The 22,006-nt window shown below is 40.4% G+C and carries 17 protein-coding genes and 2 pseudogenes; 15 read left to right on the top strand and 4 right to left on the bottom strand.

Annotated elements, in window-relative coordinates; translation table 11 throughout:
- Positions 1-12: 12 nt before the first annotated feature.
- The 7 genes and pseudogenes from N8O43_RS09055 (at position 13) to N8O43_RS09020 (ending at position 8,682) form a co-directional block, all read left to right on the top strand.
- Positions 13-828, top strand: coding sequence for a PrsW family intramembrane metalloprotease (locus tag N8O43_RS09055; protein ID WP_223330594.1), 816 nt, complete (start codon positions 13-15; stop codon positions 826-828).
- Between the two features lie 145 nt (positions 829-973).
- Positions 974-1,942 carry a ribose-phosphate diphosphokinase gene (locus N8O43_RS09050; RefSeq protein ID WP_033682853.1) on the top strand — a complete coding sequence of 323 codons (969 nt, stop codon included), beginning with the start codon at positions 974-976 and terminating at the stop codon, positions 1,940-1,942.
- Positions 1,943-2,165: 223 nt separating this feature from the next.
- Positions 2,166-3,125, top strand: coding sequence for an Rpn family recombination-promoting nuclease/putative transposase (locus tag N8O43_RS09045; RefSeq protein ID WP_261090127.1), 960 nt, complete (start codon positions 2,166-2,168; stop codon positions 3,123-3,125).
- Between the two features lie 1,123 nt (positions 3,126-4,248).
- Positions 4,249-4,551, top strand: a pseudogene (locus tag N8O43_RS09040) (hypothetical protein); the annotation flags it as partial.
- A gap of 101 nt (positions 4,552-4,652) precedes the next feature.
- Positions 4,653-5,633: a hypothetical protein gene (locus N8O43_RS09695; RefSeq protein WP_314726023.1), complete on the top strand. Its 981-nt coding sequence runs from the start codon at positions 4,653-4,655 to the stop codon at positions 5,631-5,633.
- Between the two features lie 35 nt (positions 5,634-5,668).
- Positions 5,669-7,096, top strand: coding sequence for a nucleoside triphosphate hydrolase (locus N8O43_RS09690; RefSeq protein WP_314726022.1), 1,428 nt, complete (start codon positions 5,669-5,671; stop codon positions 7,094-7,096).
- Between the two features lie 128 nt (positions 7,097-7,224).
- Positions 7,225-8,682, top strand: a complete 1,458-nt coding sequence (locus N8O43_RS09020; RefSeq protein ID WP_261090126.1) for an LPXTG cell wall anchor domain-containing protein — start codon at positions 7,225-7,227, stop codon at positions 8,680-8,682.
- A gap of 136 nt (positions 8,683-8,818) precedes the next feature.
- Here N8O43_RS09020 and N8O43_RS09720 read toward each other — a convergent pair.
- Positions 8,819-9,199 (bottom strand): annotated as a pseudogene (locus N8O43_RS09720) (Rpn family recombination-promoting nuclease/putative transposase); the annotation flags it as partial.
- Complete coding sequence (locus N8O43_RS09010) at positions 9,196-10,110, bottom strand: Rpn family recombination-promoting nuclease/putative transposase (protein WP_261090124.1); 915 nt, start codon at positions 10,108-10,110, stop codon at positions 9,196-9,198. The pseudogene N8O43_RS09720 and the gene N8O43_RS09010, both read right to left, overlap by 4 nt.
- 141 nt (positions 10,111-10,251) lie before the next feature.
- On the opposite strand from N8O43_RS09010, the gene polA reads away from it, so the two are divergent.
- Entirely contained in the window at positions 10,252-12,885 is a 2,634-nt protein-coding gene (polA, locus tag N8O43_RS09005) for a DNA polymerase I (protein ID WP_261090123.1), read from the top strand.
- Positions 12,886-12,969: 84 nt separating this feature from the next.
- Positions 12,970-13,407 carry a CoA-binding protein gene (locus tag N8O43_RS09000; RefSeq protein WP_261090122.1) on the top strand — a complete coding sequence of 146 codons (438 nt, stop codon included), beginning with the start codon at positions 12,970-12,972 and terminating at the stop codon, positions 13,405-13,407.
- Between the two features lie 228 nt (positions 13,408-13,635).
- On the opposite strand, the gene N8O43_RS08995 is transcribed toward N8O43_RS09000, so the two are convergent.
- A complete protein-coding gene (locus N8O43_RS08995) occupies positions 13,636-14,646 on the bottom strand; it encodes a YeiH family protein (protein ID WP_261090121.1) in 1,011 nt (336 codons plus the stop codon).
- Positions 14,647-14,794: 148 nt separating this feature from the next.
- Between N8O43_RS08995 and N8O43_RS08990 the strand changes: the two genes are divergently transcribed.
- The 5 genes from N8O43_RS08990 to N8O43_RS08970 all read left to right on the top strand — a co-directional run bounded on the left by N8O43_RS08990 (position 14,795) and on the right by N8O43_RS08970 (position 19,602).
- Positions 14,795-15,964 carry a pyridoxal phosphate-dependent aminotransferase gene (locus N8O43_RS08990; RefSeq protein WP_261090119.1) on the top strand — a complete coding sequence of 390 codons (1,170 nt, stop codon included), beginning with the start codon at positions 14,795-14,797 and terminating at the stop codon, positions 15,962-15,964.
- Positions 15,961-16,731, top strand: a complete 771-nt coding sequence (recO, locus tag N8O43_RS08985) for a DNA repair protein RecO (RefSeq protein ID WP_261090118.1) — start codon at positions 15,961-15,963, stop codon at positions 16,729-16,731. Before N8O43_RS08990 ends, recO begins: the two co-directional genes overlap by 4 nt.
- Positions 16,728-17,720 (top strand): phosphate acyltransferase PlsX, encoded by a 993-nt coding sequence (gene plsX / locus N8O43_RS08980; RefSeq protein WP_261090117.1) that lies wholly within the window; start codon positions 16,728-16,730, stop codon positions 17,718-17,720. The genes recO and plsX overlap by 4 nt, the downstream gene beginning before the upstream one ends.
- A gap of 5 nt (positions 17,721-17,725) precedes the next feature.
- Positions 17,726-17,959, top strand: coding sequence for an acyl carrier protein (locus tag N8O43_RS08975; protein ID WP_000136445.1), 234 nt, complete (start codon positions 17,726-17,728; stop codon positions 17,957-17,959).
- 452 nt (positions 17,960-18,411) lie between these two features.
- Positions 18,412-19,602 (top strand): N-acetylmuramoyl-L-alanine amidase family protein, encoded by a 1,191-nt coding sequence (locus N8O43_RS08970; RefSeq protein WP_261090116.1) that lies wholly within the window; start codon positions 18,412-18,414, stop codon positions 19,600-19,602.
- Between the two features lie 82 nt (positions 19,603-19,684).
- Here the strand turns inward: N8O43_RS08970 and N8O43_RS08965 are convergent, their stop codons facing one another.
- On the bottom strand, positions 19,685-20,560 hold the full coding sequence (locus N8O43_RS08965; RefSeq protein ID WP_261090115.1) for a helix-turn-helix domain-containing protein: 876 nt from the start codon (positions 20,558-20,560) through the stop codon (positions 19,685-19,687).
- 197 nt (positions 20,561-20,757) lie between these two features.
- Here N8O43_RS08965 and N8O43_RS08960 point away from each other — a divergent pair, with 197 nt between their 5' ends.
- Positions 20,758-21,939: an N-acetylmuramoyl-L-alanine amidase family protein gene (locus tag N8O43_RS08960; RefSeq protein WP_261090114.1), complete on the top strand. Its 1,182-nt coding sequence runs from the start codon at positions 20,758-20,760 to the stop codon at positions 21,937-21,939.
- Positions 21,940-22,006 lie beyond the last annotated feature (67 nt).

Below are 22,006 nucleotides of genomic sequence, written 5' to 3'. Positions count from 1 at the left end.
GAAAGAAAGTGTATGAAGAAAAACAGCATTTTATTTATTTTTATTTTATTGCTATGTATTGGTTTGCAGTATGAAACAATCTACTATACGGATGGTTCGATGTCAGGTGCAGAATATGGCCTAATGGGAGTTTCTATCTTTCTAGCTCTCTTTTACATGATTCCGGCTCTTTATTTCCTTTTCCGTATTGGGAAAAAATGGGAATTGCCAAAGAATGCCTTGATTCTGTCTTTATTGGGTGGGATGTTCCTTTCAGGTTGGTTGTCTAGCTTTGCTAATACCTATATCCATGATTTATTGGAGGTTCTTTTCCCAGATAGTGCATTTTTAAATGCCTTTGAAAGTGCGATTGTGGCTCCTTTGGTAGAAGAACCCTTGAAATTGTTGCCACTTGTCTTTGTTTTAGCTTTGATTCCTGTGCGAAAATTAAAATCTTTGTTTTTACTTGGGATTGCTTCTGGTTTGGGATTCCAAATGATTGAGGATATTGGCTACATTCGTACAGATTTGCCAGAGGGCTTTGACTTTACTATTTCGAGAATTTTAGAGCGTATCATCTCAGGAATTGCCTCTCACTGGACTTTTTCAGGTTTGGCGGTAGTAGGTGTTTACTTGCTTTACAGAGCCTATAAAGGACAGAAGGTTGGCAAGAAACAGGGGCTTATTTTCCTAGGTTTGGCCTTGGGAACTCATTTCTTGTTTAACTCTCCTTTTGTAGAATTAGAGACAGAGTTGCCACTAGCGATTCCAGTGGTTACGACCATTACTCTATATGGTTTTTATCAGGCTTATCGCTTTGTTGAGAAGCACAATGAGTTGATGAACTAGAATATTTTTCAAAAGAATAATGCAGGGGCACAAATATGCTGCCCTTCTTTTATTTTTGATTGAAAAATAGTGCAAAAAGCGCTACAATGGTAAATGGAAAAATCTTGTGAAAAGCACAAGCGATACATATATACCGGAGGAAATCATGTCTTTTTCTGATTTAAAGCTGTTTGCCCTTTCTTCTAATCAAGAATTGGCAAAACGTGTGGCGCAGGAGATTGGGATAGAGTTGGGGAAATCAAGTGTTCGCCAATTTTCAGATGGAGAGATTCAGGTCAACATTGAAGAATCAATCCGTGGGAAACACGTCTTTATCCTACAATCAACTAGTTCGCCTGTAAATGACAATCTGCTTGAAATTTTGATTATGGTAGATGCTTTGAAGCGTGCGAGTGCAGAATCTGTCAATGTTGTCATGCCTTACTATGGGTATGCACGTCAGGATAGAAAGGCGAGAGCGCGTGAGCCAATCACTTCAAAACTTGTTGCAAATATGCTTGAAGTAGCTGGAGTGGATCGTTTGTTGACAATCGACTTGCATGCTGCGCAGATTCAAGGATTCTTTGATATTCCTGTGGATCATTTGATGGGAGCTCCTCTGATTGCGGATTATTTTGAGCGTCGTGGTATGGTTGGTTCTGATTATGTGGTTGTCAGCCCAGACCATGGAGGGGTGACTCGTGCTCGTAAGTTGGCAGAATTTTTGAAAACATCTATCGCTATCATTGACAAACGTCGTAGCGTTGATAAGATGAATACCAGTGAAGTCATGAACATTATTGGTAAGGTTGAAGGTAAGACTTGTATCTTGATTGATGATATGATTGATACCGCTGGAACGATTTGTCACGCTGCAGATGCCCTTGCAGAAGCTGGTGCTGTTGAAGTCTATGCAAGCTGTACGCACCCAGTTCTTTCTGGTCCTGCTATGGACAATATCCAAAAATCAGCTATTAAGAAATTGGTTGTTTTGGATACCATCTATCTGCCAGAAGAGCGTTTGATTGATAAGATTGAGCAGATTTCAATCGCTCATCTCTTGGGGGACGCCATCGTACGTATCCATGAAAAACGCCCACTTTCGCCACTTTTCAGTATTGAGAAAAAGATTTAATGACCAAGCCTGAGATGATTCTCAGGTTTTTTCATCTCTTTTCCGAATAAATAGATAGAGTCAGTGAATCTAGTAAAACTAGATTTAATACTCTTCGAAAATCAAATTCAAACCACGTTAACGTCGCCTTGCCGTACTCAAGTACAGCCTGCGGCTAGTTTCCTAGTTTGCTCTTTGATTTTCATTGAGTATAAGACTGTGGTATAATAAAAGGAGGAAGAGGATGATTCTCAGACATCCGGGCATCAGCCCAACCAATGACTTGGTTGCTAAGAAAATCTTTAGCAATTCAGAAATTACTTGTCAATTTATTCGCGATATGCTGGATTTACCAGCAAAAAATGTGACCATTTTGGAGGGAAGCAATATTCACGTCTTGCCTTCCATACCTTACTCGGCGCAGGATTTCTATACCAGTATAGATGTTTTGGCGGAGTTGGACAATGGCACGCAAGTAATCATTGAAATTCAGGTGCATCATCAGAATTTTTTCATTAATCGTTTGTGGGCTTACCTGTGCAGTCAGGTCAATCAAAATCTCGAAAAAATTCGTCAGCAAGAAGGCAATACTCATCAAAGTTACAAACACATCGTACCAGTATATGCTATCGCAATCGTGGATAGCAATTACTTCTCAGATGATTTAGCTTTCCACAGTTTCAGTATGCGAGAGGACATGACAGGTGAGGTCTTAACTATCACCAATAATGGACAAGAAAACCATCTGGTCAAGATGGCGTTCTTGGAATTAAAAAAATACAGAGAAACCAGCAAAGACGAGATTCGCAAGCCCTGGTTGGAGTTTTTTGGGAATAAACCCTTTACCCAACAACCCGAGCGAGTCATCAGTCAAGCAGACCAACTGCTGGACTACAAGAGCTGGTCCGAGGAGGACAGGAAAATGTTTAGTCAACTACGTATGAGAGAAGAACAAGCCTTGTTAGCACAGGACTATGCCTTGGAGACAGCTAGGGCAGAGGGGCTGGAACAAGGTATTGAACAAGGTTTAGAGCGTGGACGAGCTGAGGGGATTGAACAGGGACTGGAGCGTGGGAAAGTTGAAGGAAGGGAAGAAGGAAAACTCTTTGCTTTCCTAGACATGGTTCGACAAAATCTTCTGACACCAGAGGTAGCCAGTCAGCAATTAGGCATGACGGTCGCAGAGTTTGAGGCCTTGCTATAAGGTCACATTTTATAGTAGAAAGTTTATAAAATGGCAAGTTGTTATCAAAAAACTTGTCATTTTTGCTTGACATTTCGAAGGGGTTATAGGATAATACCATAGAAGTGAGTTCTGTCCGACTGTCTATGTGGATTAGATATGAATGATTTTAATCAAGGATTAAAAGTTTGTGAGATTTTCACTTGAATATAGGATATTTTAAGCGTATTCACTCTCACAAAGTTGTTTTTTCACCTTTTTTTCTAAAAATAGGAAAAAACTTTAAAAACTCGAAGAAAACCCTTGACAAATCCTGCAAATATTTATATACTGTATGGTAGTAAGATAGTCTTACGAAAAATATTATAAGAAAAATGAAGGAGATAAAACGATGAAAAAAGTTTTATTGACAAGTGCAGCAGTTGTAGCTGCTGCAGCAGCTCTTAACGCAGCTCCAGTACATGCATATGGAAACTGGACAGGATGGAATAACGGTGGTGCGAATTCTACACAACCTGGAGCTCAACCTAAAGGTGTTGATAACGGACATAAAGATCCATATTCATTGGATTACAACCGTGATTCTCGTAATCCAATGGTTAAATACGGTTTCATTAAATATGACCGTACTGAAGCTGCAGGATTTCACAAACACCTTCGTGTAACTGTTGTTGATGGTGGTGGACGTCCAGTTCCTAATGCTTTGATTGATGTTCAAATCATTCCAAATGCAGCAAGTGTATATCCTGGAACTAGAACTGCACGTACTGGTGAATCTAAACAATACGAATCATTCACAGTTAAAACAAATCAATCAGGTGATGCTGATTTCACTAATTTCCCAATTTTAAGCGGGAATGGTGAAGTTTTGAGAGATGAACAAGGGCAAGAAGTTTATGGTTCAGTTCTTTTCAAAGCTGGTGAACGTGTGAAATACCGTGTAGCTACTACTGCTACAGACTTTAAAGAAGCTACTGAGCTTGTTGGTGAAATCACAATTACAGATGATATGTACACAAACGGTGAAATCAAAGTTCCATACAAACTTGATGATCGTGCTGCACAAATTGGTAATGCAACTACAGCTGCTCAATACGGTTGGGCTCAAACAGCTGAAGGTTGGAAATACTTCGAAAATGCTGCAGCTGTTACAGGTTGGAAACAAGTTGACGGCAACTGGTACTACCTAAACGATAAAGGTGTAATGCAAACTGGTTGGGTAAACGTTAACGGAACTTGGTACTTCCTAAACAAATCAGGTGCTATGCAAACTGGTTGGTTGAAAGATGGTAACACTTGGTACTTCCTTGAATCAACAGGTGCTATGAAAGCTAGCCAATGGTTTGAAGTTTCTGGTAAATGGTACCATGTAAACGGTTCAGGTGCCCTTTCAGTAAACACAACTGTTGATGGTTACAACGTAAACGCAAACGGTGAGTGGGTATAATCCTAATACATGAAATATAAAACAGGAGAGTTATCTCCTGTTTTTTCTTGCATTTATCTTGTATAAGTATTATAATGATTAAAAATAATAGGAGGTTTCCAATGAAATCAAAAGTGTTGAAAATTTTATTAGGTGCAACCTTAGCAGGCACTGCCCTTGTTGGAGCAAGAGTAACTGAAGTGAAAGCTTCGGAAACGAATGTTTATAAGACAGTTGTTTGGGTCACAAAACAGGAAGATGGTAAGGAAAAGGTTTTAAGAGAAGCTCAAACTTATGATTCATCAAAACCTGAAACATCTTCTCCAGGTAATTTTTCGGGTTATAAATTTGATAACTCCTTAATTGATGGAACTGTATTAAAACATTATTTTAAGCCAGCTGTTACAGTTAAGGGAGATAAAGTGGATGGCCTTTCTGTGAAGCCTGATATTGTAAAACCCTTTAAAGATACAGTAAAAGGGACTTCTTGGTTGGTAATGGAATCGGATGGAACTAGTAGAGAATTAAAATCTTTTCTTCCTGCTAATGCTGTAAAAAAAGCTGAAGAGGTTGAACCTGGTACATTTAAAGGTTATCGTTTTGTAGAAACAAAGATTGACCAAGATGTTCGGAAACATTGGTTTAAAAAAGACGATAGCGTTACTGGCGTTGAGAAGGTGGAAGAGAAACTTACAGGTTGGCAATATATCTCTGGTAAGTGGTATTTCTTTGATCAAGAGGGTGTGAAGAAAACTGGCTGGGTGAGTGATGGTAGCTGGTATTATCTAGCGGCAGATGGTAGTATGCAAACTGGTTGGAAGTTTATCTCTGGTAAATGGTACTATCTCAATAGTGCTGGTTCTATGCAGACGGGATGGTTAAACCAAGGTGGTAAGTGGTACTATCTCTACTCCGACGGTGCAATGGCTACTGGTTGGGCAAAAGTAGATGGTGTTTGGTACTATCTAAATACTTCGGGTGTTCTGGTTACTGGTTGGTTCCAAGCAGGTGGCAAGTGGTATTATGCCTATAGTTCAGGTGCTCTTGCAGTAAATACAATGATTAACGGCTACACTCTAAATGCCAATGGTGAGTGGGTGTAACATTATATACGGAATAAGTGATAAAGAGGTAAAAGATGAAAGCAAAACATATTTTAGCAGTGGGAGCTGCAGGGGTAACATTACTTAGTGCTAGTACTTTATTAGCTTTAGTTAGCAATCATAGTGTGGTGTACGCGGATCAAGCACCAGATGGCCAGTTTACTAATGGGACGGTCATGAAATATTTGAATGGTAAATATGGATATGCAGATTATAACTTTCAAAATGGCTATGTTGCAACTCCAGGTAGTATACCTGGCTATACCTATGTAAGAAGTGGTAGGGATGGCCATAATTGGGTTCATTACTTTATTTCCAATTCTGATGCAGCTGCAATGAATGATAGTGCTAACTCAGGAACTCAAGGTAATAGTTCAGCTAATACAAGTAGTAACAACACTTCAAGTTCTAACAACACTTCAAGTTCTAACAATACTTCAAGTTCTAACAACACTTCAAGTTCTAACAATACTTCAAGTTCTAACAATACTTCATCAACTAGTAATAATGAGTACAAATGGTTGCTTGTTAACGGAAAATATCAACTTTATATTAATAATAGTTTAGTTAAGGGTTGGCAAACTATTGAAGGTAAGACTTATTACTTAGATGAAGATGGTTTTATGAAAACTGGGATCCTAGAACTCAAAGACAAACGTTATTACTTTGATGAAAATGGCCTTATGAAATCTGGTTGGGTCAATGAAGGTGGTAAGGATTACTATATTACTGATGATGGTTCTAAACCAACTACTATCATTGCAAAAGGTGAGAAGATTTACTACGTTAAAGAGGGGATTCAACAAACAGGTCTTCAACAGATTGATAAGAAGTGGTATTATTTATTGGCAGACGGTAGCCGTAAAACAGGTCTCGTTCAAGATACAAATAAGAAATGGTACTATATTACAAATGATGGAGAACGTAAAGTTGGTCTCGTAAAAGATAGTGACGGTGCTTATCATTATCTTACTCCAGAAGGGGAACGTAAAACAGGTTCTGTCACTATTGACGGTGTGACTTATCGTTTAGCGGATCGTGCAAGTAGCAAGCCAGGATGGAATAAAATTGATGGTAAGTGGTACTATTATGATGCGGAAGATAACATGAAGACAGGTTGGGTTAAAGATGGCTCATGGTACTACTTGGATGCTTCTGGTGTAATGAAGACAGGTTGGCAAAAAATTGATGGGGTATGGTATTATCTCAATGGTTCAGGTGCTATGCAGACAGGTTGGTTGAACCAAGGTGGCACATGGTACTACCTTAACAGCTCAGGTGCTATGCAAACAGGTTGGCTAAACCAAAGCGGAACATGGTATTATCTAGATGGATCAGGTGCTATGAAGACTGGTTGGTACCAAGTTGGTGGTAAATGGTATTACTCATACTCATCAGGAGCCTTAGCAGTAAGTACAACTATCAATGGTTACACTGTTAATTCTAATGGTGAATGGGTCTAATACGAATCATGCAGAAAGTAAGAGGAATTTCCTCTTACTTTTTTATTGATAGAAGTTCTATTTCTTGATTTTTTCGAAAGAAAATGGTACAATGACAGCAAAAAGATATTAAAGGTGGTAAATACTTTATGGATAAGAAAAAACTTCTTACTGCTAGCTTGGCTAGTGTCGCAGTTCTTGGAGCAGGTTTCCTTGCTTCTCACCCGTCAGTTGTGAAGGCTGAAGAAGCAGCTTCAACTGCTGTAACTAAAGAAGATGTAGCTGAGTACTTCACTGATTTAGAAAAAAAAGCTGAAAAAGCTATTAATGAAAATGCTAAAATTACTGATAAAGAAGCAGCAATCTTAGAAGCTAAAGCAGCTATCGGTAAAGAAGATTTATTAAAAGCTATTGATGAAAAACAAATCACACCTGAAGATGTACTGAAAGATTTAGCAGAGGCTAGCAAGACTGAATCAGATGAAGCAGAAGCAGGAAAATATGGTGAAAAATATGCTCCTCAAGAAGTAAAAGATGCAAAACCTGCCCCAGGTGCTGAATTAAAACGTAACGAATCTGGTGAAGTTACAGAAGTTAAACCATTAAACGGTGGAATTGACGCTGATGCTCAAGATAAAATCAACAAACGTTTAGACGAAGAAAAAACAGATGTTAAAGATGCAGAAGAAAGATTAGCTGCAGCTAAACATGATGAAAAAGAAGCTGAATCTAACAGAGAAGAAGCTAAAGCAGCTGTTGAATCAGCTAAAGAAAATGTGAAAGCAGCTCAAGACGAATTAGCTGCTGCAAAAGAAGCTAAAGCAAAATATGAAAAAGAATTAGCAAGCTATGAAGATGCTGATGGCGAACAAGCTGATCAATATAGAGAAGCAGCAAGAGCTGACTTAGAAAAAGCTGAAGCAGCATTAAAAGAAGCAGAAGAAACATTAAAACAAGCAGAAAAAGAAGCAGAAGAAGCTAAAGCTGCATTAGAACAAGCAGATGAAGATTACTATTCATATGTTGCAGACCGTGAAGCAGAAGAAGTTCGTGTATTACGTCGTCAAATTGCAAAAGATAAAGCTGCTGGAAAAGATACTACAGCATTAGAAGAAGAACTTGATATTGCTTTAAATGGTGTAAAACCGGCAGTACATGAAATTAAACCATATGAAGGATTAGTAACAGGTTTCAATGGTGTTCCTGCTGATAATAGCTATCCAGGTCACCAAGGTGATGGTGAACCAAGACAGGGCAATCGTCCTACATCAGGTGCAACAACACCATCTACACCAGCTCCTGAAACTCCTGCAACACCAGTTGCACCAGCTCCTGAAACTCCTGCAACACCAGTTGCACCAGCTCCTGAAACTCCTGCAACACCAGCTCCTGGAACAGATGCTCCAGCTGCAACACCAGCAACTCCTGCAGTTGCACCAACTGTAGCAGGAACTAGCCAAGACAATACTTACCAAGCACCAGCTGCAAAAGCAGAAGATAAACAAGAACTTCCAAACACTGGTGGTAAAGATAATGCTGCAGTTGCAGCACTAGGATTCTTTGGATTGCTCCTTGGTGCCCTTCCATTTGTGAAACGTAAAAACTAATTAGTAGAAAATTTAAAAGAGAAGGATTTGTGTCCTTCTCTTTTTGTGATATGGGCTATAGTGAGAGTTCTGTTGAAAAGAAGAAAAAAGTGAACAAAATGATGTTTTAGTTTTGTTCACTTTTATGTTTATAAACTTATAACAAGGCCTCAAACTCAGAAACTGACATGCCCAGTTGCTGACTGGCAACCTCGGAAGTCAGGAGACCTTGGCGAACCATGTCTAAGAAGGCAAAAAGTTTCCCTTCTTCCCTTCCTTCAACTTTCCCACGTTCAAGTCCCTCGGCTCTAGCAGTTTCCAAAGCATAGTCCTGTGCTAACAAGGCTTGTTCTTCGCGTCTACGTTGTTCACTAAACATTTTCTTGTCCTCCTCGGACCAGCTCTTGTAGTCTAGCAGTTGGTCTGCCTGGCTAATGGCTCGCTTGGGTTGTTGGGTAAAGGGTTTGTTCCCGAAAAACTCTAACCACGGTTTGCGAACCTTATCTTTGCTGGTTTCTCTGTATTTTTTAGTTCTTATTTGTGATGCTCTTTCAATAGTTCCTCAAACTCAGCCACGGTCATGCCTAATTGCTGGCTGGCAACCTTGGGAGTCAGAAGACCTTGGTGGACTAGATTTACTAAACCTACTTTTAATCCCTCTTCGATACCCTCAGCTCGACCACGCTCTAATCCTTTTTCTTCAGCTTGTTCCAAGGCATAGTCATGCGCTAACAAGGCTTGTTCTTCACGCCTGCGTTGTTCACTAAACATCTTCCTGTCCTCCTCGGACCAGCTCTTGTAGTCCAGCAGTTGGTCTGCTTGGCTGATAGCTCGCTCAGGTTGTTGGGTAAAGGGTTTGTTGCCGAAAAACTCCAACCAGGGCTTGCGAACCTTGTCTTTGCTGGTTTCTCTGTATTTTTTTAGTTCCAAGAATGCCATCTTGACTAGATGGTTTTCTTGTCCATTATTAGTGATGGTTAAGATCTCACCTGTTGAATCCTCGCGCATACTAAAGCTATGGAAAGCCAAGTCATCTTGGAAATAATTGCTGTCCACAATAGCGATAGCATATACTGGTGCGATGTGTTTATAACTCTGGTGGGTATCACCTTCACGTTGACGAATTTTTTCAAGGTTTTGATTGACCTGACTGCACAGGTAAGCCCACAAACGATTAATGAAAAAATTCTGATGATGCACCTGAATTTCAATGATTACTTGCGTGCCATTGTCCAACTCCGCCAAAACATCTATACTGGTATAGAAATCCTGCGCCGAGTAAGGTATGGAAGGCAAGACATGAATATTGCTTCCCTCCAAAATAGTCACGTTTTTTGCAGGTAAATCCAGCATATCGCGGATAAATTGACAAGTGATTTCTGGATTGCTAAAGATTTTCTTAGCAACCAAGTCGTTGGTTGGGCTGATGCCTGGATGTCTTAGAATCATTCTTTCTCTCCTTTCATTATAGCACATTTTTAAATCTAGGTTTACTAGATTCACTGCTACTATCTATTTATTCGGAAAAAGTTTGAAAAATACTAGCTCTTCCCAATGGTATTTTTTGGTGCTTTCCTTTATAATGGGTGTATGGATAAGAAAAAATTATTATTGATTGATGGGTCTTCTGTTGCTTTTCGGGCGTTTTTTGCGCTCTATCAGCAGTTGGACCGTTTTAAGAATGCGGCTGGTTTGCATACCAATGCGATTTATGGTTTTCAGTTGATGTTGAGTCATTTGTTGGAGAGGGTTGAGCCTAGTCATATTTTGGTGGCTTTTGATGCGGGAAAGACGACCTTCCGGACAGAGATGTATGCGGACTATAAGGGTGGTCGAGCTAAGACTCCTGATGAGTTTCGTGAGCAATTTCCCTTTATTCGTGAGTTGTTGGATCATATGGGGATTCGTCACTATGAGTTGGCTCAGTATGAGGCGGATGACATTATTGGGACACTAGATAAGCTAGCAGAGCAGGATGGTTTTGATATTACCATTGTCAGTGGAGACAAGGACTTGATTCAGCTGACAGATGAGCATACAGTAGTTGAGATTTCCAAGAAAGGTGTGGCTGAGTTTGAGGCTTTTACGCCAGAATATCTTATGGAAAAGATGGGCATTACACCGACGCAGTTTATTGATCTCAAGGCGCTCATGGGTGATAAGTCGGATAATATTCCTGGGGTGACCAAAATCGGTGAAAAGACAGGTATCAAGCTCTTGCTGGAGCATGGTTCGCTCGAGGGGATTTATGAAAATATCGATGGGATGAAGGCTTCTAAGATGAAGGACAATCTCATTAATGATAAGGAACAGGCCTTTTTGTCTAAAACACTAGCGACCATTGATACCAAGGCACCGATTGAGATTGGTTTGAAGGATTTGGTCTATAGCGGTCCAGATGTGGAAAATCTTGGAAAATTCTACGATGAGATGGGCTTCAAACAGCTCAAACAGGCTTTAAATGTGTCGTCAGCTGATGTGGCTGAGAGTTTGGATTTTACTATTGTTGACCAAATCAGTCAAGATATGCTGAATGAAGAATCTATCTTCCATTTTGAGCTTTTTGGTGAGAATTATCATACGGATGATTTGGTTGGTTTTGCTTGGTCTTGTGGAGATAAGCTCTATGCCACAGACAAGCTTGAGCTCTTGCAAGAGCCGATTTTCAAGGACTTTTTAGAAAAAACACCTCTGAGAGTTTATGACTTTAAGAAGGCTAAAGTTCTCTTGCATCGTTTTGGTCTGGATTTGCAGGCTCCTGCTTTTGACAGCCGTTTGGTAAAATATCTCCTTTCGACTGTGGAGGACAATGAAATTGCGACCATCGCTAGTCTTTATGGTCAGACTTACTTGGTCGATGATGAGACTTTTTATGGTAAGGGTGTCAAGAAGGCCATTCCTGAACGTGAGAAATTATTGGAACACTTGGCTCGTAAGATTGCAGTTTTGGTTGAGACTAAGCCTGTTTTACTTGAAAAACTCAGTGAGAATGGGCAGTTAGAGCTTCTTTATGATATGGAGCAACCTCTTGCCTTTGTTCTTGCCAAGATGGAAATTGCTGGGATTACGGTCAAGAAAGAGACCTTGCTTGAGATGCAGGCTGAAAATGAGTTTGTCATTGAAAAACTGACTCAAGAGATTTACGAATTGGCTGGTGAGGAGTTTAATATCAACTCGCCTAAGCAGTTGGGCGTGCTTCTTTTTGAAAAGTTGGGACTTCCTCTAGAATACACTAAGAAAACTAAAACGGGTTACTCAACAGCGGTGGATGTGTTGGAGCGTCTGGCTCCTATTGCTCCGATTGTTAAGAAAATCCTCGATTACCGTCAGATTGCTAAGATTCAGTCTACTTATGTAATTGGCTTGCAGGACTGGATTTTGGCTGATGGTAAGATTCATACCCGCTATGTGCAGGATTTGACCCAGACTGGGCGTCTGTCTAGTGTGGATCCAAACTTGCAAAATATTCCTGTGCGTTTGGAGCAGGGCCGTCTCATTCGTAAGGCTTTTGTGCCTGAGTGGGAGGATAGTGTACTGCTTAGTTCGGACTACTCACAGATTGAATTGCGCGTTTTGGCGCATATTTCTAAGGATGAGCACTTGATAAAGGCCTTCCAAGAGGGGGCAGATATCCATACTTCGACAGCCATGCGTGTCTTTGGCATTGAACGTCCTGAGGATGTGACTGCAAACGACCGTCGCAATGCCAAGGCTGTCAACTTTGGAGTGGTTTACGGGATTTCAGACTTTGGTTTGTCTAATAATCTGGGCATTAGCCGTAAGGAAGCCAAAGCCTATATTGATACCTACTTTGAACGCTTCCCAGGTATTAAAAACTACATGGATGAGGTGGTGCGTGAGGCGCGTGATAAGGGCTATGTAGAAACTCTCTTTAAGCGTCGTCGTGAGTTGCCAGATATCAATTCGCGCAACTTTAATATTCGTGGTTTTGCGGAGCGGACTGCCATCAACTCTCCTATCCAGGGTTCGGCAGCAGATATTCTCAAGATTGCCATGATTCAGCTAGACAAGGCTTTGGTTGCAGGTGGTTATCAGACTAAGATGCTGTTGCAAGTGCACGATGAAATCGTCCTTGAAGTTCCTAAATCGGAACTGGTAGAGATGAAAAAATTGGTCAAGCAAACCATGGAAGAAGCCATTCAACTTAGTGTTCCTCTCATTGCAGATGAGAATGAAGGGGCAACTTGGTACGAAGCTAAATAAAAAGGAGTCTAGTCCTCCTTTTTTGTAGTCAAAATCTGCAAGCCTTTTCAAAATATGCTATACTGATGAAAAAGGAGGATTTCTATGAGTCAAGAATTTATCAATCCAAGTGATGGCGTGATTCGTCAGTATCTAGCAACGAGTAAAAACCTTGCTGTGGTGGGCTTGTCAGACCGTGAGGAAACAACCAGCAATCGAGTGACCAAGGAAATGCAGGCTCGGGGTTATAAAATTATCCCTGTCAATCCCAAGGCGGCAGGTGGCGAAATCTTGGGTGAAAAGGCTTATGCCAGCCTCGCTGAGATTCCTTTTCCTGTAGACATTGTCAATGTTTACCGTCGTAGCGAGTTTTTGCCAGATGTGGCGCGTGATTTTCTCAAGGCTGATGCCAAGATTTTTTGGGTACAGTTAGGCCTTGAAAGTCTAGAAGCTGAAGAAATCTTGCGTGCTGGTGGATGTGATGATATCGTGATGAATCGTTGTATTAAGAGAGAACATACACGCTTGATTGAGGAAGCATAAGAAAAAGGTAGCTGATGGGCTACCTTTTGTGTTATACTCAATGAAAATCAAAGAGCAAACTAGGAAACTAGCCGCAGGTTGCTCAAAAGACTGTTTTTGAGGTTGCAGATAGAACTGACGAAGTCAGCTCAAAACACAGTTTTGAGGTTGTGGATAGAACTGACGAAGTCAGTAACCATACCTATGGCAAGGCTACGTTGACGTGGTTTGAAGAGATTTTCGAAGAGTTTAGAAAATGCCGATAAGGGTCTGCATACCAAGACTGGTGAGAATGATGGCTATCCAGCAGATGGCTCCGAGAACAATGGATTTTCCGCTGGATCTGACCATGGCTACTAGATTTGTTTTGAGACCGATGGCACTCATAGCCATGATAATGAGGAATTTGGAAAGTTGTTTGAGAGGGGTAAAGAAACTACTGGACACACCGAGAGAGGTCAGTAGGGTGGTTAGGAGAGATGCGAGGATAAAGTAAAGGATAAAAAGTGGGAAGACTTTTTTCAGTTGCAAGCCTTGCTTATTTTTTTGCTCGCGACTTTGCCAGTAGGAGAGAAAGAGCGTAATAGGAATGATTGCTAAGGTGCGTGTGAGTTTGACAATGGTTGCGGATTCGAGGGTATTGGTCTGGTAGAGACTGTCCCAGGCGCTGGCTGTAGCGGTTACAGAGGAAGTATCATTGACTGCAGTTCCTGCAAAGAGGGCGAAGCCGTCATTGGATAGATGAAGCCAGGTTCCCAGGGTCGGAAAGATGAGCGCAGCCAAGACATTGAAGAAAAAGATAACGGAGATGGCTTGGGCTACTTCCTTTTCCTTGGCATGGATAACGGGCGCTGTTGCTGCAATGGCAGAGCCCCCACAGATAGAAGAACCCACTCCAATCAAGGTAGCCAGTTTTGTATCCAGTGCAAAGAAACGCTGGAAGAGATAGGCAACAATCAAGGCTATTGAGATGGTGGACAGAATGACAGGGAGTGAAGATTGTCCAACTGCGAAGACTTGCGAGATATTGAGACCAAAACCAAGCAAGATAACAGCATACTGGAGCAATTTCTTGGAACTAAAGGTCAATCCAGCATCCAGTTGTTTATATGACGAGAGAAAGGGATGTAGGAGCATGCCCATAAAAATCGCAAAAACGGGTGCGCCAATAACAGGGAAGAATCCGCCCAGATACCAAGATACGATTGAAATCAGAAGGCAGGCCAAGATGCCTGCTCCATTTTTTGATAGAAATGACATAAAAACCTCCAAATAGAATCTGTTACCATTATAGACCTGTAAAGAGGAAAAGTAAAATAGAAAGTGGAAAGTTATTCTATCATGTATTTTTGCGGTCGGGGGGCTTTTGTAGTATAATAGAGATACGTTTTGAAAGTAGGAGGTATCTATGGACTTAACTAAGCGCTTTAATAAACAGTTAGATAAGATTCAAGTTTCGTTGATTCGTCAGTTTGACCAGGCTATTTCGGAGATTCCTGGGGTTTTGCGTTTGACCTTGGGGGAACCTGATTTTACAACGCCAGATCATGTCAAGGAGGCGGCCAAGCGAGCGATTGACCAGAACCAATCCTACTATACAGGGATGAGTGGTCTGTTGACTTTACGTCAGGCAGCCAGTGACTTTGTTAAGGAAAAGTACCAACTGGACTATGCTCCTGAAAATGAAATCTTGGTTACAATTGGGGCGACAGAGGCTTTATCTGCTACTTTGACAGCTATTTTGGAAGAGGGAGACAAGGTGCTCTTGCCAGCTCCTGCTTATCCGGGTTATGAACCGATTGTCAATCTAGTTGGGGCAGAGATTGTCGAGATTGACACAACTGAAAATGGTTTTATCTTGACTCCTGAGATGTTGGAGAAGGCTATTTTGGAGCAGGGTGATAAGCTCAAGGCGGTTATTCTCAACTATCCAGCCAATCCGACAGGAATTACCTATAGTCGAGAGCAGTTGGAAGCCTTGGCAGCTGTTTTACGCAAATACGAAATTTTTGTTGTCTGTGATGAGGTTTACTCAGAATTGACCTACACAGGCGAAGCCCATGTGTCTCTGGGAACCATGTTGAGAGATCAGGCTATTATTATCAATGGTTTGTCTAAATCACATGCCATGACAGGTTGGCGTTTGGGACTGATTTTCGCTCCTGCAGCCTTTACAGCTCAGTTGATTAAGAGTCACCAGTACTTGGTGACTGCCGCAAATACTATGGCTCAACATGCTGCGGTGGAGGCCTTGACGGCGGGTAAAAACGATGCGGAACCGATGAAGAAGGAATACATCCAGCGTCGGGATTATATTATTGAGAAGATGACTGATCTTGGTTTTGAGATTATCAAACCAGACGGTGCCTTCTATATCTTTGCTAAGATTCCAGCGGGCTACAATCAAGACTCCTTTGCTTTTCTGAAGGATTTTGCTCAGAAGAAGGCCGTTGCCTTTATCCCTGGAGCAGCTTTTGGACGTTACGGGGAAGGCTATGTTCGCCTATCTTATGCAGCTAGTATGGAGACGATCAAAGAAGCCATGAAACGACTTGAGGAGTACATGAGAGAAGCATGATTCAGTCTATCACGAGTCAAGGCTTGGTGCTCTACAATCGCAATTTTCGGGAGGATGACAAGCTCGTCAAGATTTTTACAGAGCAGGCTGGCAAGCGCATGTTTTTCGTTAAACATGCTGGCCAGTCTAAGCTGGCCCCTGTTATTCAGCCCTTGGTGCTGGCACGATTTCTCTTGCGAATCAATGATGATGGGCTCAGTTACATTGAGGACTATCATGAGGTGATGACCTTTCCCAAGATTAATAGTGACCTCTTTGTCATGGCCTATGCAACCTATGTGGCAGCTCTTGCAGATGCTAGTTTGCAGGACAATCAGCAAGATGCTCCCTTGTTTGCTTTTTTGCAAAAGACTTTGGAGTTGATGGAAGCTGGCTTGGATTATCAAGTCTTGACCAATATTTTTGAAATCCAAATCTTGACTCGATTTGGAATTAGTCTCAATTTTAATGAGTGTGTTTTTTGTCATCGGGTTGGTCAGGCTTTTGACTTTTCTTTCAAATATGGCGCCTGTCTCTGTCCAGAGCATTATCATGAAGATGAGAGACGTTGCCATCTCAATCCCAATATCCCTTATTTGCTCAATCAATTTCAAGCCATTGATTTTGAGACCTTGGAGACCATTTCGCTCAAGCTCGAAATCAAGCAAGAGCTACGCCAATTTATGGATCAACTCTACGAAGAGTACGTTGGGATTCATCTAAAATCAAAGAAATTTATTGATTCCCTAGCAGACTGGGGACAATTACTAAAAGAGGAAAACAAATGAAAAAAATCGCAGTAGATGCCATGGGAGGCGATTACGCACCTCAGGCCATCGTTGAGGGTGTCAATCAAGCCCTAGCTGACTTTTCAGATATCGAGGTTCAACTCTACGGAGATGGAGCTAAAATCAAGCAATATCTGACAGCGACAGAACGCGTCAGCATTATCCATACGGATGAGAAGATTGATTCAGACGATGAACCTACGAGAGCTATTCGGAAGAAGAAGAATGCCAGTATGGTCTTGGCGGCCAAGGCTGTCAAAGAGGGTGAAGCAGATGCTGTCCTATCGGCTGGGAATACAGGTGCTTTACTAGCAGCAGGATTCTTCATCGTGGGTCGTATCAAGAATATCGATCGCCCTGGGCTTATGTCAACATTGCCGACTGTAGATGGGAGAGGTTTTGACATGCTGGACCTCGGTGCTAATGCGGAAAATACAGCCCAGCACCTCCATCAATATGCAGTTCTAGGTTCCTTCTATGCTAAAAATGTCCGTGGAATTGCGAAACCACGCGTTGGCTTGCTCAATAACGGAACAGAGAGTAGTAAGGGCGACCCGCTTCGTAAGGAAACTTATGAATTACTGGCGGCTGATGAAAGTTTAAACTTTATCGGAAACGTGGAAGCACGTGATTTGATGAATGGCGTCGCGGATGTTGTTGTGGCAGATGGTTTCACGGGAAACGCTGTGCTCAAATCCATTGAAGGGACAGCCATGGGAATCATGGGATTGCTCAAGACCGCTATTACAGGTGGTGGTCTCCGAGCGAAACTAGGTGCCCTCCTTCTCAAGGACAGCCTCAGAGGTTTGAAAAAACAGCTCAACTATTCAGATGTTGGTGGAGCAGTCTTGTTTGGTGTCAAGGCACCGGTTGTCAAGACTCATGGCTCAAGCGATGCCAAGGCTGTTTATAGTACAATCCGCCAGATTCGTACCATGCTAGAAACAGACGTAGTTGCCCAAACTGCGCGTGAATTTTCAGGAGAATAAAAGAGATGACAGAAAAAGAAATTTTTGACCGTATTGTGACCATTATCCAAGAGCGACAGGGAGAGGACTTTGTCGTGACAGAATCCTTGAGTCTGAAAGACGATTTGGATGCTGACTCAGTTGACTTGATGGAGTTTATCTTGACACTGGAAGATGAATTTAATATCGAAATCAGCGATGAGGAAATTGACCAACTCCAAAGTGTAGGAGATGTGGTTAAAATCATTCAAGCAAAATAAAGATAAGAAGTTCCAAGGCATTTGCTTTGGAATTTTTCTTTGGTTCAAGTGACCGTTTAGGAACAGATTTAGTCTTTCTAGGGACAGGAGAGATATGAAAACAAATAAAGGATATAATGGAGTCAGAAAAATCAATCTCCAAAAAGGAGATAAGAAATGAAGATCAAATGAAAATATCAATTGATTTCTGCTAGAACAAAAATGTTAATATAGTCACAATTTTAATTGACTTTCCTCTTTTGCAGGACTATAATGTAGATATAAAAAAGGATTTATTTTATAGTTGGGGGAAGGTGATGGCTATGTACTTTTGATAAACTAGTCTCTATCTTATGTTCATGGAAATTTTAGGATGTCTTAGTGGTTCAAGTTCATGAACCTGGAATCTCTTTTGACTTCGTTTCTATTGGATTTTCTTGCTTTGGATTTATCTATTTTAGGAGGAAACGGCTATGAAAAAATCTAAACTTCTCACTCTTGGTTTGCTTGCAGGTGCTGGCCTACTATTGTCTATCAATCAAGTACAGGCTGCAGATACTTGGGTTAAAAATGGTGCTGACTGGAATCTTTCACAAGATGGCAGTCTCGCTAAAAACAAATGGGTACAAAACGCAGGTTCTTGGTACCATTTTGACGGTTCTGGTAAAATGCAGACAGGATGGCTCAAAGATGGTAACACCTGGTATTCACTAGCAGATAGTGGTGCTATGCGCACAGGCTGGTACAAGGAAGGTAACACCTGGTACTCACTCGCAAATAGTGGTGCTATGCGTACAGGTTGGTACAAAGAAGGGTCTACATGGTATTACCTCAAAGACAGTGGCGCTATGGCAACAGGATGGGCGACTGCAAATGGTCAATGGTCTTACTTTGAAAAATCAGGTGCTATGGTAGCAGATAGAGCTGTTCCAGCAAGCGATGGGGAAAGTTATGTCATTGGTAAGGATGGTTATATGTTAACCAAACTCCCTAGTCAGGTTGAACAAGATCCTTTTGATGATACAGTTATTACAGATATCGTTACTTTGTCTGATGGCTATGACTATCACCTTGTTCATAAGAAAGATGGAGTTGTTATCGAAAAGAATACCTGGTATATCAAACCTATTGTTGAACGTTTTTCTTATCAAAAGATTGGCGATATAAAACGAAATACTTTAGATGCAATTACTGATAATAAAAAACCAGGGGAAGAAATTGATCCTAAAGCTGTTATAAAGAATTTCCAAAACTTACCAAATAAGTATTACTTTGGAGCAGATGGACGTAAGGTTGCGAATCTACCAGAATTCACTACTCACTTCCCTATTCAAAAAGTTGGGTCTGAACTTTATCTTAAAAACTCAAGTCCAGTTATTAGTCTAGATTCATCTGGATTGACAATTAATGACAATAAACTTTATCTAAGAGCTGCCAATGATTATAATGGTAAACTTGTAACTGGATATTTCATAATGTTTATGGACGGATTATTATCTAAAGATCACCATATTTTGGGCTATGCAGATGAATCTGGTGAAATCGTGAAGATGAAAGTTTTGCCTAATGATTTCCGTGATTATATTGAAAAAGGAATTTCCGGTTTTTATGGAGAAACTGTTCGATACGACAGTTCAACGGGAAATGTTTCTGTTGTGAAATAAACTATCTGACATAGTAAAACGAAAAAAGCGAACAGCTTTGTATACTAGGAAGTCATGTTCGCTTTTATTCATAAAGTAATAGTTACTGTTTGGTCTCTGTTTCAAAAAAATCTGCTTGATAATAATCACTAACTTCTCTTTTCATTTCTTCTAGTAATCGACTTTCATCTGTTGATTCGAGTAAGGATAATCCTTTATTAATCATAGTATGATCTTCATTAACAATTCCCAGACGTACTTGAGCTACACCTAATAAATCGTATCGTTTCAATATTTTTGCTAAATCAAGGCATTCTTGAATTAAGCATAGACAGTCATCTTTCTTCCCTGCTTCAAGGTACATTCGTGTCATATTGGCTAGAATGGAGTAATGAATACTTTGAATTGGACGATAATCTGTGTATTTATTTAGAGATTTTACAAGTCTTTGACGTAGCATTTCTAGTGAATCAACAGGGAAATGGAAAATGATCATCACTAACAACCGTAAATCTGAGAGGAACCACTGATCTCTTTTTTCCAATTCTTTCCATAACTCTTCAGCCAAGGCTTGGGCTTTATCGGAAAACTGATTTTCAATCACTTCTATAAAAATGGTTAGTTCTTTCACAGCATGCTCTATTGGGATATCATTCTGTACTTCATCTAGATAAATTTGACATTTTGATAGCAGTGTCTTCATTTCCTCTAGATTAGGCGAAGAAATGACTTGATAATATTCTGAAAATAATTTCTTACGAGAATCCGTTTGGTAATGTTGACAAATATAATGAAATTCATCGAAACTCATATCAATTTGCCTCAAAAGTAATTCCATAGTATCATACCTAGGAGTAGAATGATTATTTTCAAACTTAGATAAGTTAGAATGAGTAATGTAGTCACCACAGACCTCATTTTGTGTAATCCCTTTTGACTTACGAATGTATTTATAAACTGAACCAATATCCCACCGCATATTTTTGCCTCCAAAAATGTTCCAAAAGTAGAAGTTTTAAGAAAATATTTATATTTAGTATATCATAAAGGTGTGGGGTGGGCAATGATGATAGAAAGAAGGTGTTGGTTGACTCTTAAGGATTATTAGGAGTTATGTAGAATGTTTATGATGGGAAAATATCTTTTTATAACTATTCAATAAAGGAGGAAATGGCTATGAAAAAATCTAAACTACTCACACTTGGTTTGCTTGCAGGTGCTGGACTACTATTGTCTATCAATCAAGTACAGGCTGCAGATACTTGGGTTAAAAATGGTGCTGACTGGAATCTTTCTCAAGATGGCAGCCTAGCTAAAAATAAATGGGTGCAAAATGCTGGCTCTTGGTATCACTTTGATGGTTCTGGTAAAATGCAGACAGGCTGGCTCAAAGACGGAAATACCTGGTATTCGCTCGCAGATAGTGGTGCTATGCGTACTGGCTGGTACAAGGAAGGTAACACCTGGTACTCACTTGCAAATAGTGGTGCTATGCGTACAGGTTGGTACAAAGAAGGGTCTACATGGTATTACCTCAAAGACAGTGGCGCTATGGCAACAGGATGGGCGACTGCAAATGGTCAATGGTCTTACTTTGAAAAATCAGGTGCTATGGTAGCAGATAGAACTGTTCCAGCAAGCGATGGGGAAAGTTATGTCATTGGTAAGGATGGTTATCTGTTAACCAAACTACCTAGTCAGGTTGAACAATCTCAAGCGGATGATACAATTATCACAAATATTGTTACTTTGTCTGATGGTTATGATTATCACCTTATTTATACAAAAGATGGAGTCATTGTTGAAAAGAATGCCTGGTACATCAAACCAGAGTTTAAAAAGTTTTCTAATAAATATGGGGATCACGTTTCAAATACGATGTTGGCTTTAACAGATAATAAAGATCAAGGACAGGAAATTGATCCTAAAGCTGTTATAAAGAATTTCCAAAACTTACCAAACAGGTATTACTTTGGGGCAGATGGTCGTCGCGTAACAAATTTACCAGAAATGACCACCTATTCAGAGATTAAAAAAGTTGGAAATGATGTCTATCTAGAAAATCCAGGTGCACGACTTTTTCTTGGAGCTACCAGCTTCACAATCAATAATAATAAACTATACTATTTAGATGGTGATAATGGCAAACTCAAAACAGGTTATTTTGCATTGATTGATGATAGACCAAGCTATCATCACTATCATATTCTTGTTTATGCAGACCAATCTGGTGAAATTCTTAAAATGAAACGATTGCCAACAGGAATTTCAGATTATCTTAATAAAGAAATTGACGGTTTCTACGGTCAAACTGTTAAAATCGATAGTAAGACAGGAAATGTTTCTGTTGTGAAATAAACTATCAGACAGAGTAAAACGAAAAAGCGAACAGCTTTGTTTACTAGGAAGTCATGTTCATTTCACT

The sequence above is a fragment of the Streptococcus mitis genome (assembly GCF_946190335.1).
Taxonomy (GTDB): domain Bacteria; phylum Bacillota; class Bacilli; order Lactobacillales; family Streptococcaceae; genus Streptococcus; species Streptococcus mitis_CH.
The sequence above is the reverse complement of the archived record's forward strand: the minus strand, read 5'-3'. Positions and strand labels throughout refer to the sequence as shown.

Coding starts and splice junctions, on each gene's coding strand:
- N8O43_RS09055 (WP_223330594.1), top strand. CDS start 13: ATGAAGAAAAACAGCATTTTATTTATTTTTATTTTATTGCTATGTATT.
- N8O43_RS09050 (WP_033682853.1), top strand. CDS start 974: ATGTCTTTTTCTGATTTAAAGCTGTTTGCCCTTTCTTCTAATCAAGAA.
- N8O43_RS09045 (WP_261090127.1), top strand. CDS start 2,166: ATGATTCTCAGACATCCGGGCATCAGCCCAACCAATGACTTGGTTGCT.
- N8O43_RS09695 (WP_314726023.1), top strand. CDS start 4,653: ATGAAATCAAAAGTGTTGAAAATTTTATTAGGTGCAACCTTAGCAGGC.
- N8O43_RS09690 (WP_314726022.1), top strand. CDS start 5,669: ATGAAAGCAAAACATATTTTAGCAGTGGGAGCTGCAGGGGTAACATTA.
- N8O43_RS09020 (WP_261090126.1), top strand. CDS start 7,225: ATGGATAAGAAAAAACTTCTTACTGCTAGCTTGGCTAGTGTCGCAGTT.
- N8O43_RS09010 (WP_261090124.1), bottom strand. CDS start 10,110: ATGATTCTAAGACATCCAGGCATCAGCCCAACCAACGACTTGGTTGCT.
- polA (WP_261090123.1), top strand. CDS start 10,252: ATGGATAAGAAAAAATTATTATTGATTGATGGGTCTTCTGTTGCTTTT.
- N8O43_RS09000 (WP_261090122.1), top strand. CDS start 12,970: ATGAGTCAAGAATTTATCAATCCAAGTGATGGCGTGATTCGTCAGTAT.
- N8O43_RS08995 (WP_261090121.1), bottom strand. CDS start 14,646: ATGTCATTTCTATCAAAAAATGGAGCAGGCATCTTGGCCTGCCTTCTG.
- N8O43_RS08990 (WP_261090119.1), top strand. CDS start 14,795: ATGGACTTAACTAAGCGCTTTAATAAACAGTTAGATAAGATTCAAGTT.
- recO (WP_261090118.1), top strand. CDS start 15,961: ATGATTCAGTCTATCACGAGTCAAGGCTTGGTGCTCTACAATCGCAAT.
- plsX (WP_261090117.1), top strand. CDS start 16,728: ATGAAAAAAATCGCAGTAGATGCCATGGGAGGCGATTACGCACCTCAG.
- N8O43_RS08975 (WP_000136445.1), top strand. CDS start 17,726: ATGACAGAAAAAGAAATTTTTGACCGTATTGTGACCATTATCCAAGAG.
- N8O43_RS08970 (WP_261090116.1), top strand. CDS start 18,412: ATGAAAAAATCTAAACTTCTCACTCTTGGTTTGCTTGCAGGTGCTGGC.
- N8O43_RS08965 (WP_261090115.1), bottom strand. CDS start 20,560: ATGCGGTGGGATATTGGTTCAGTTTATAAATACATTCGTAAGTCAAAA.
- N8O43_RS08960 (WP_261090114.1), top strand. CDS start 20,758: ATGAAAAAATCTAAACTACTCACACTTGGTTTGCTTGCAGGTGCTGGA.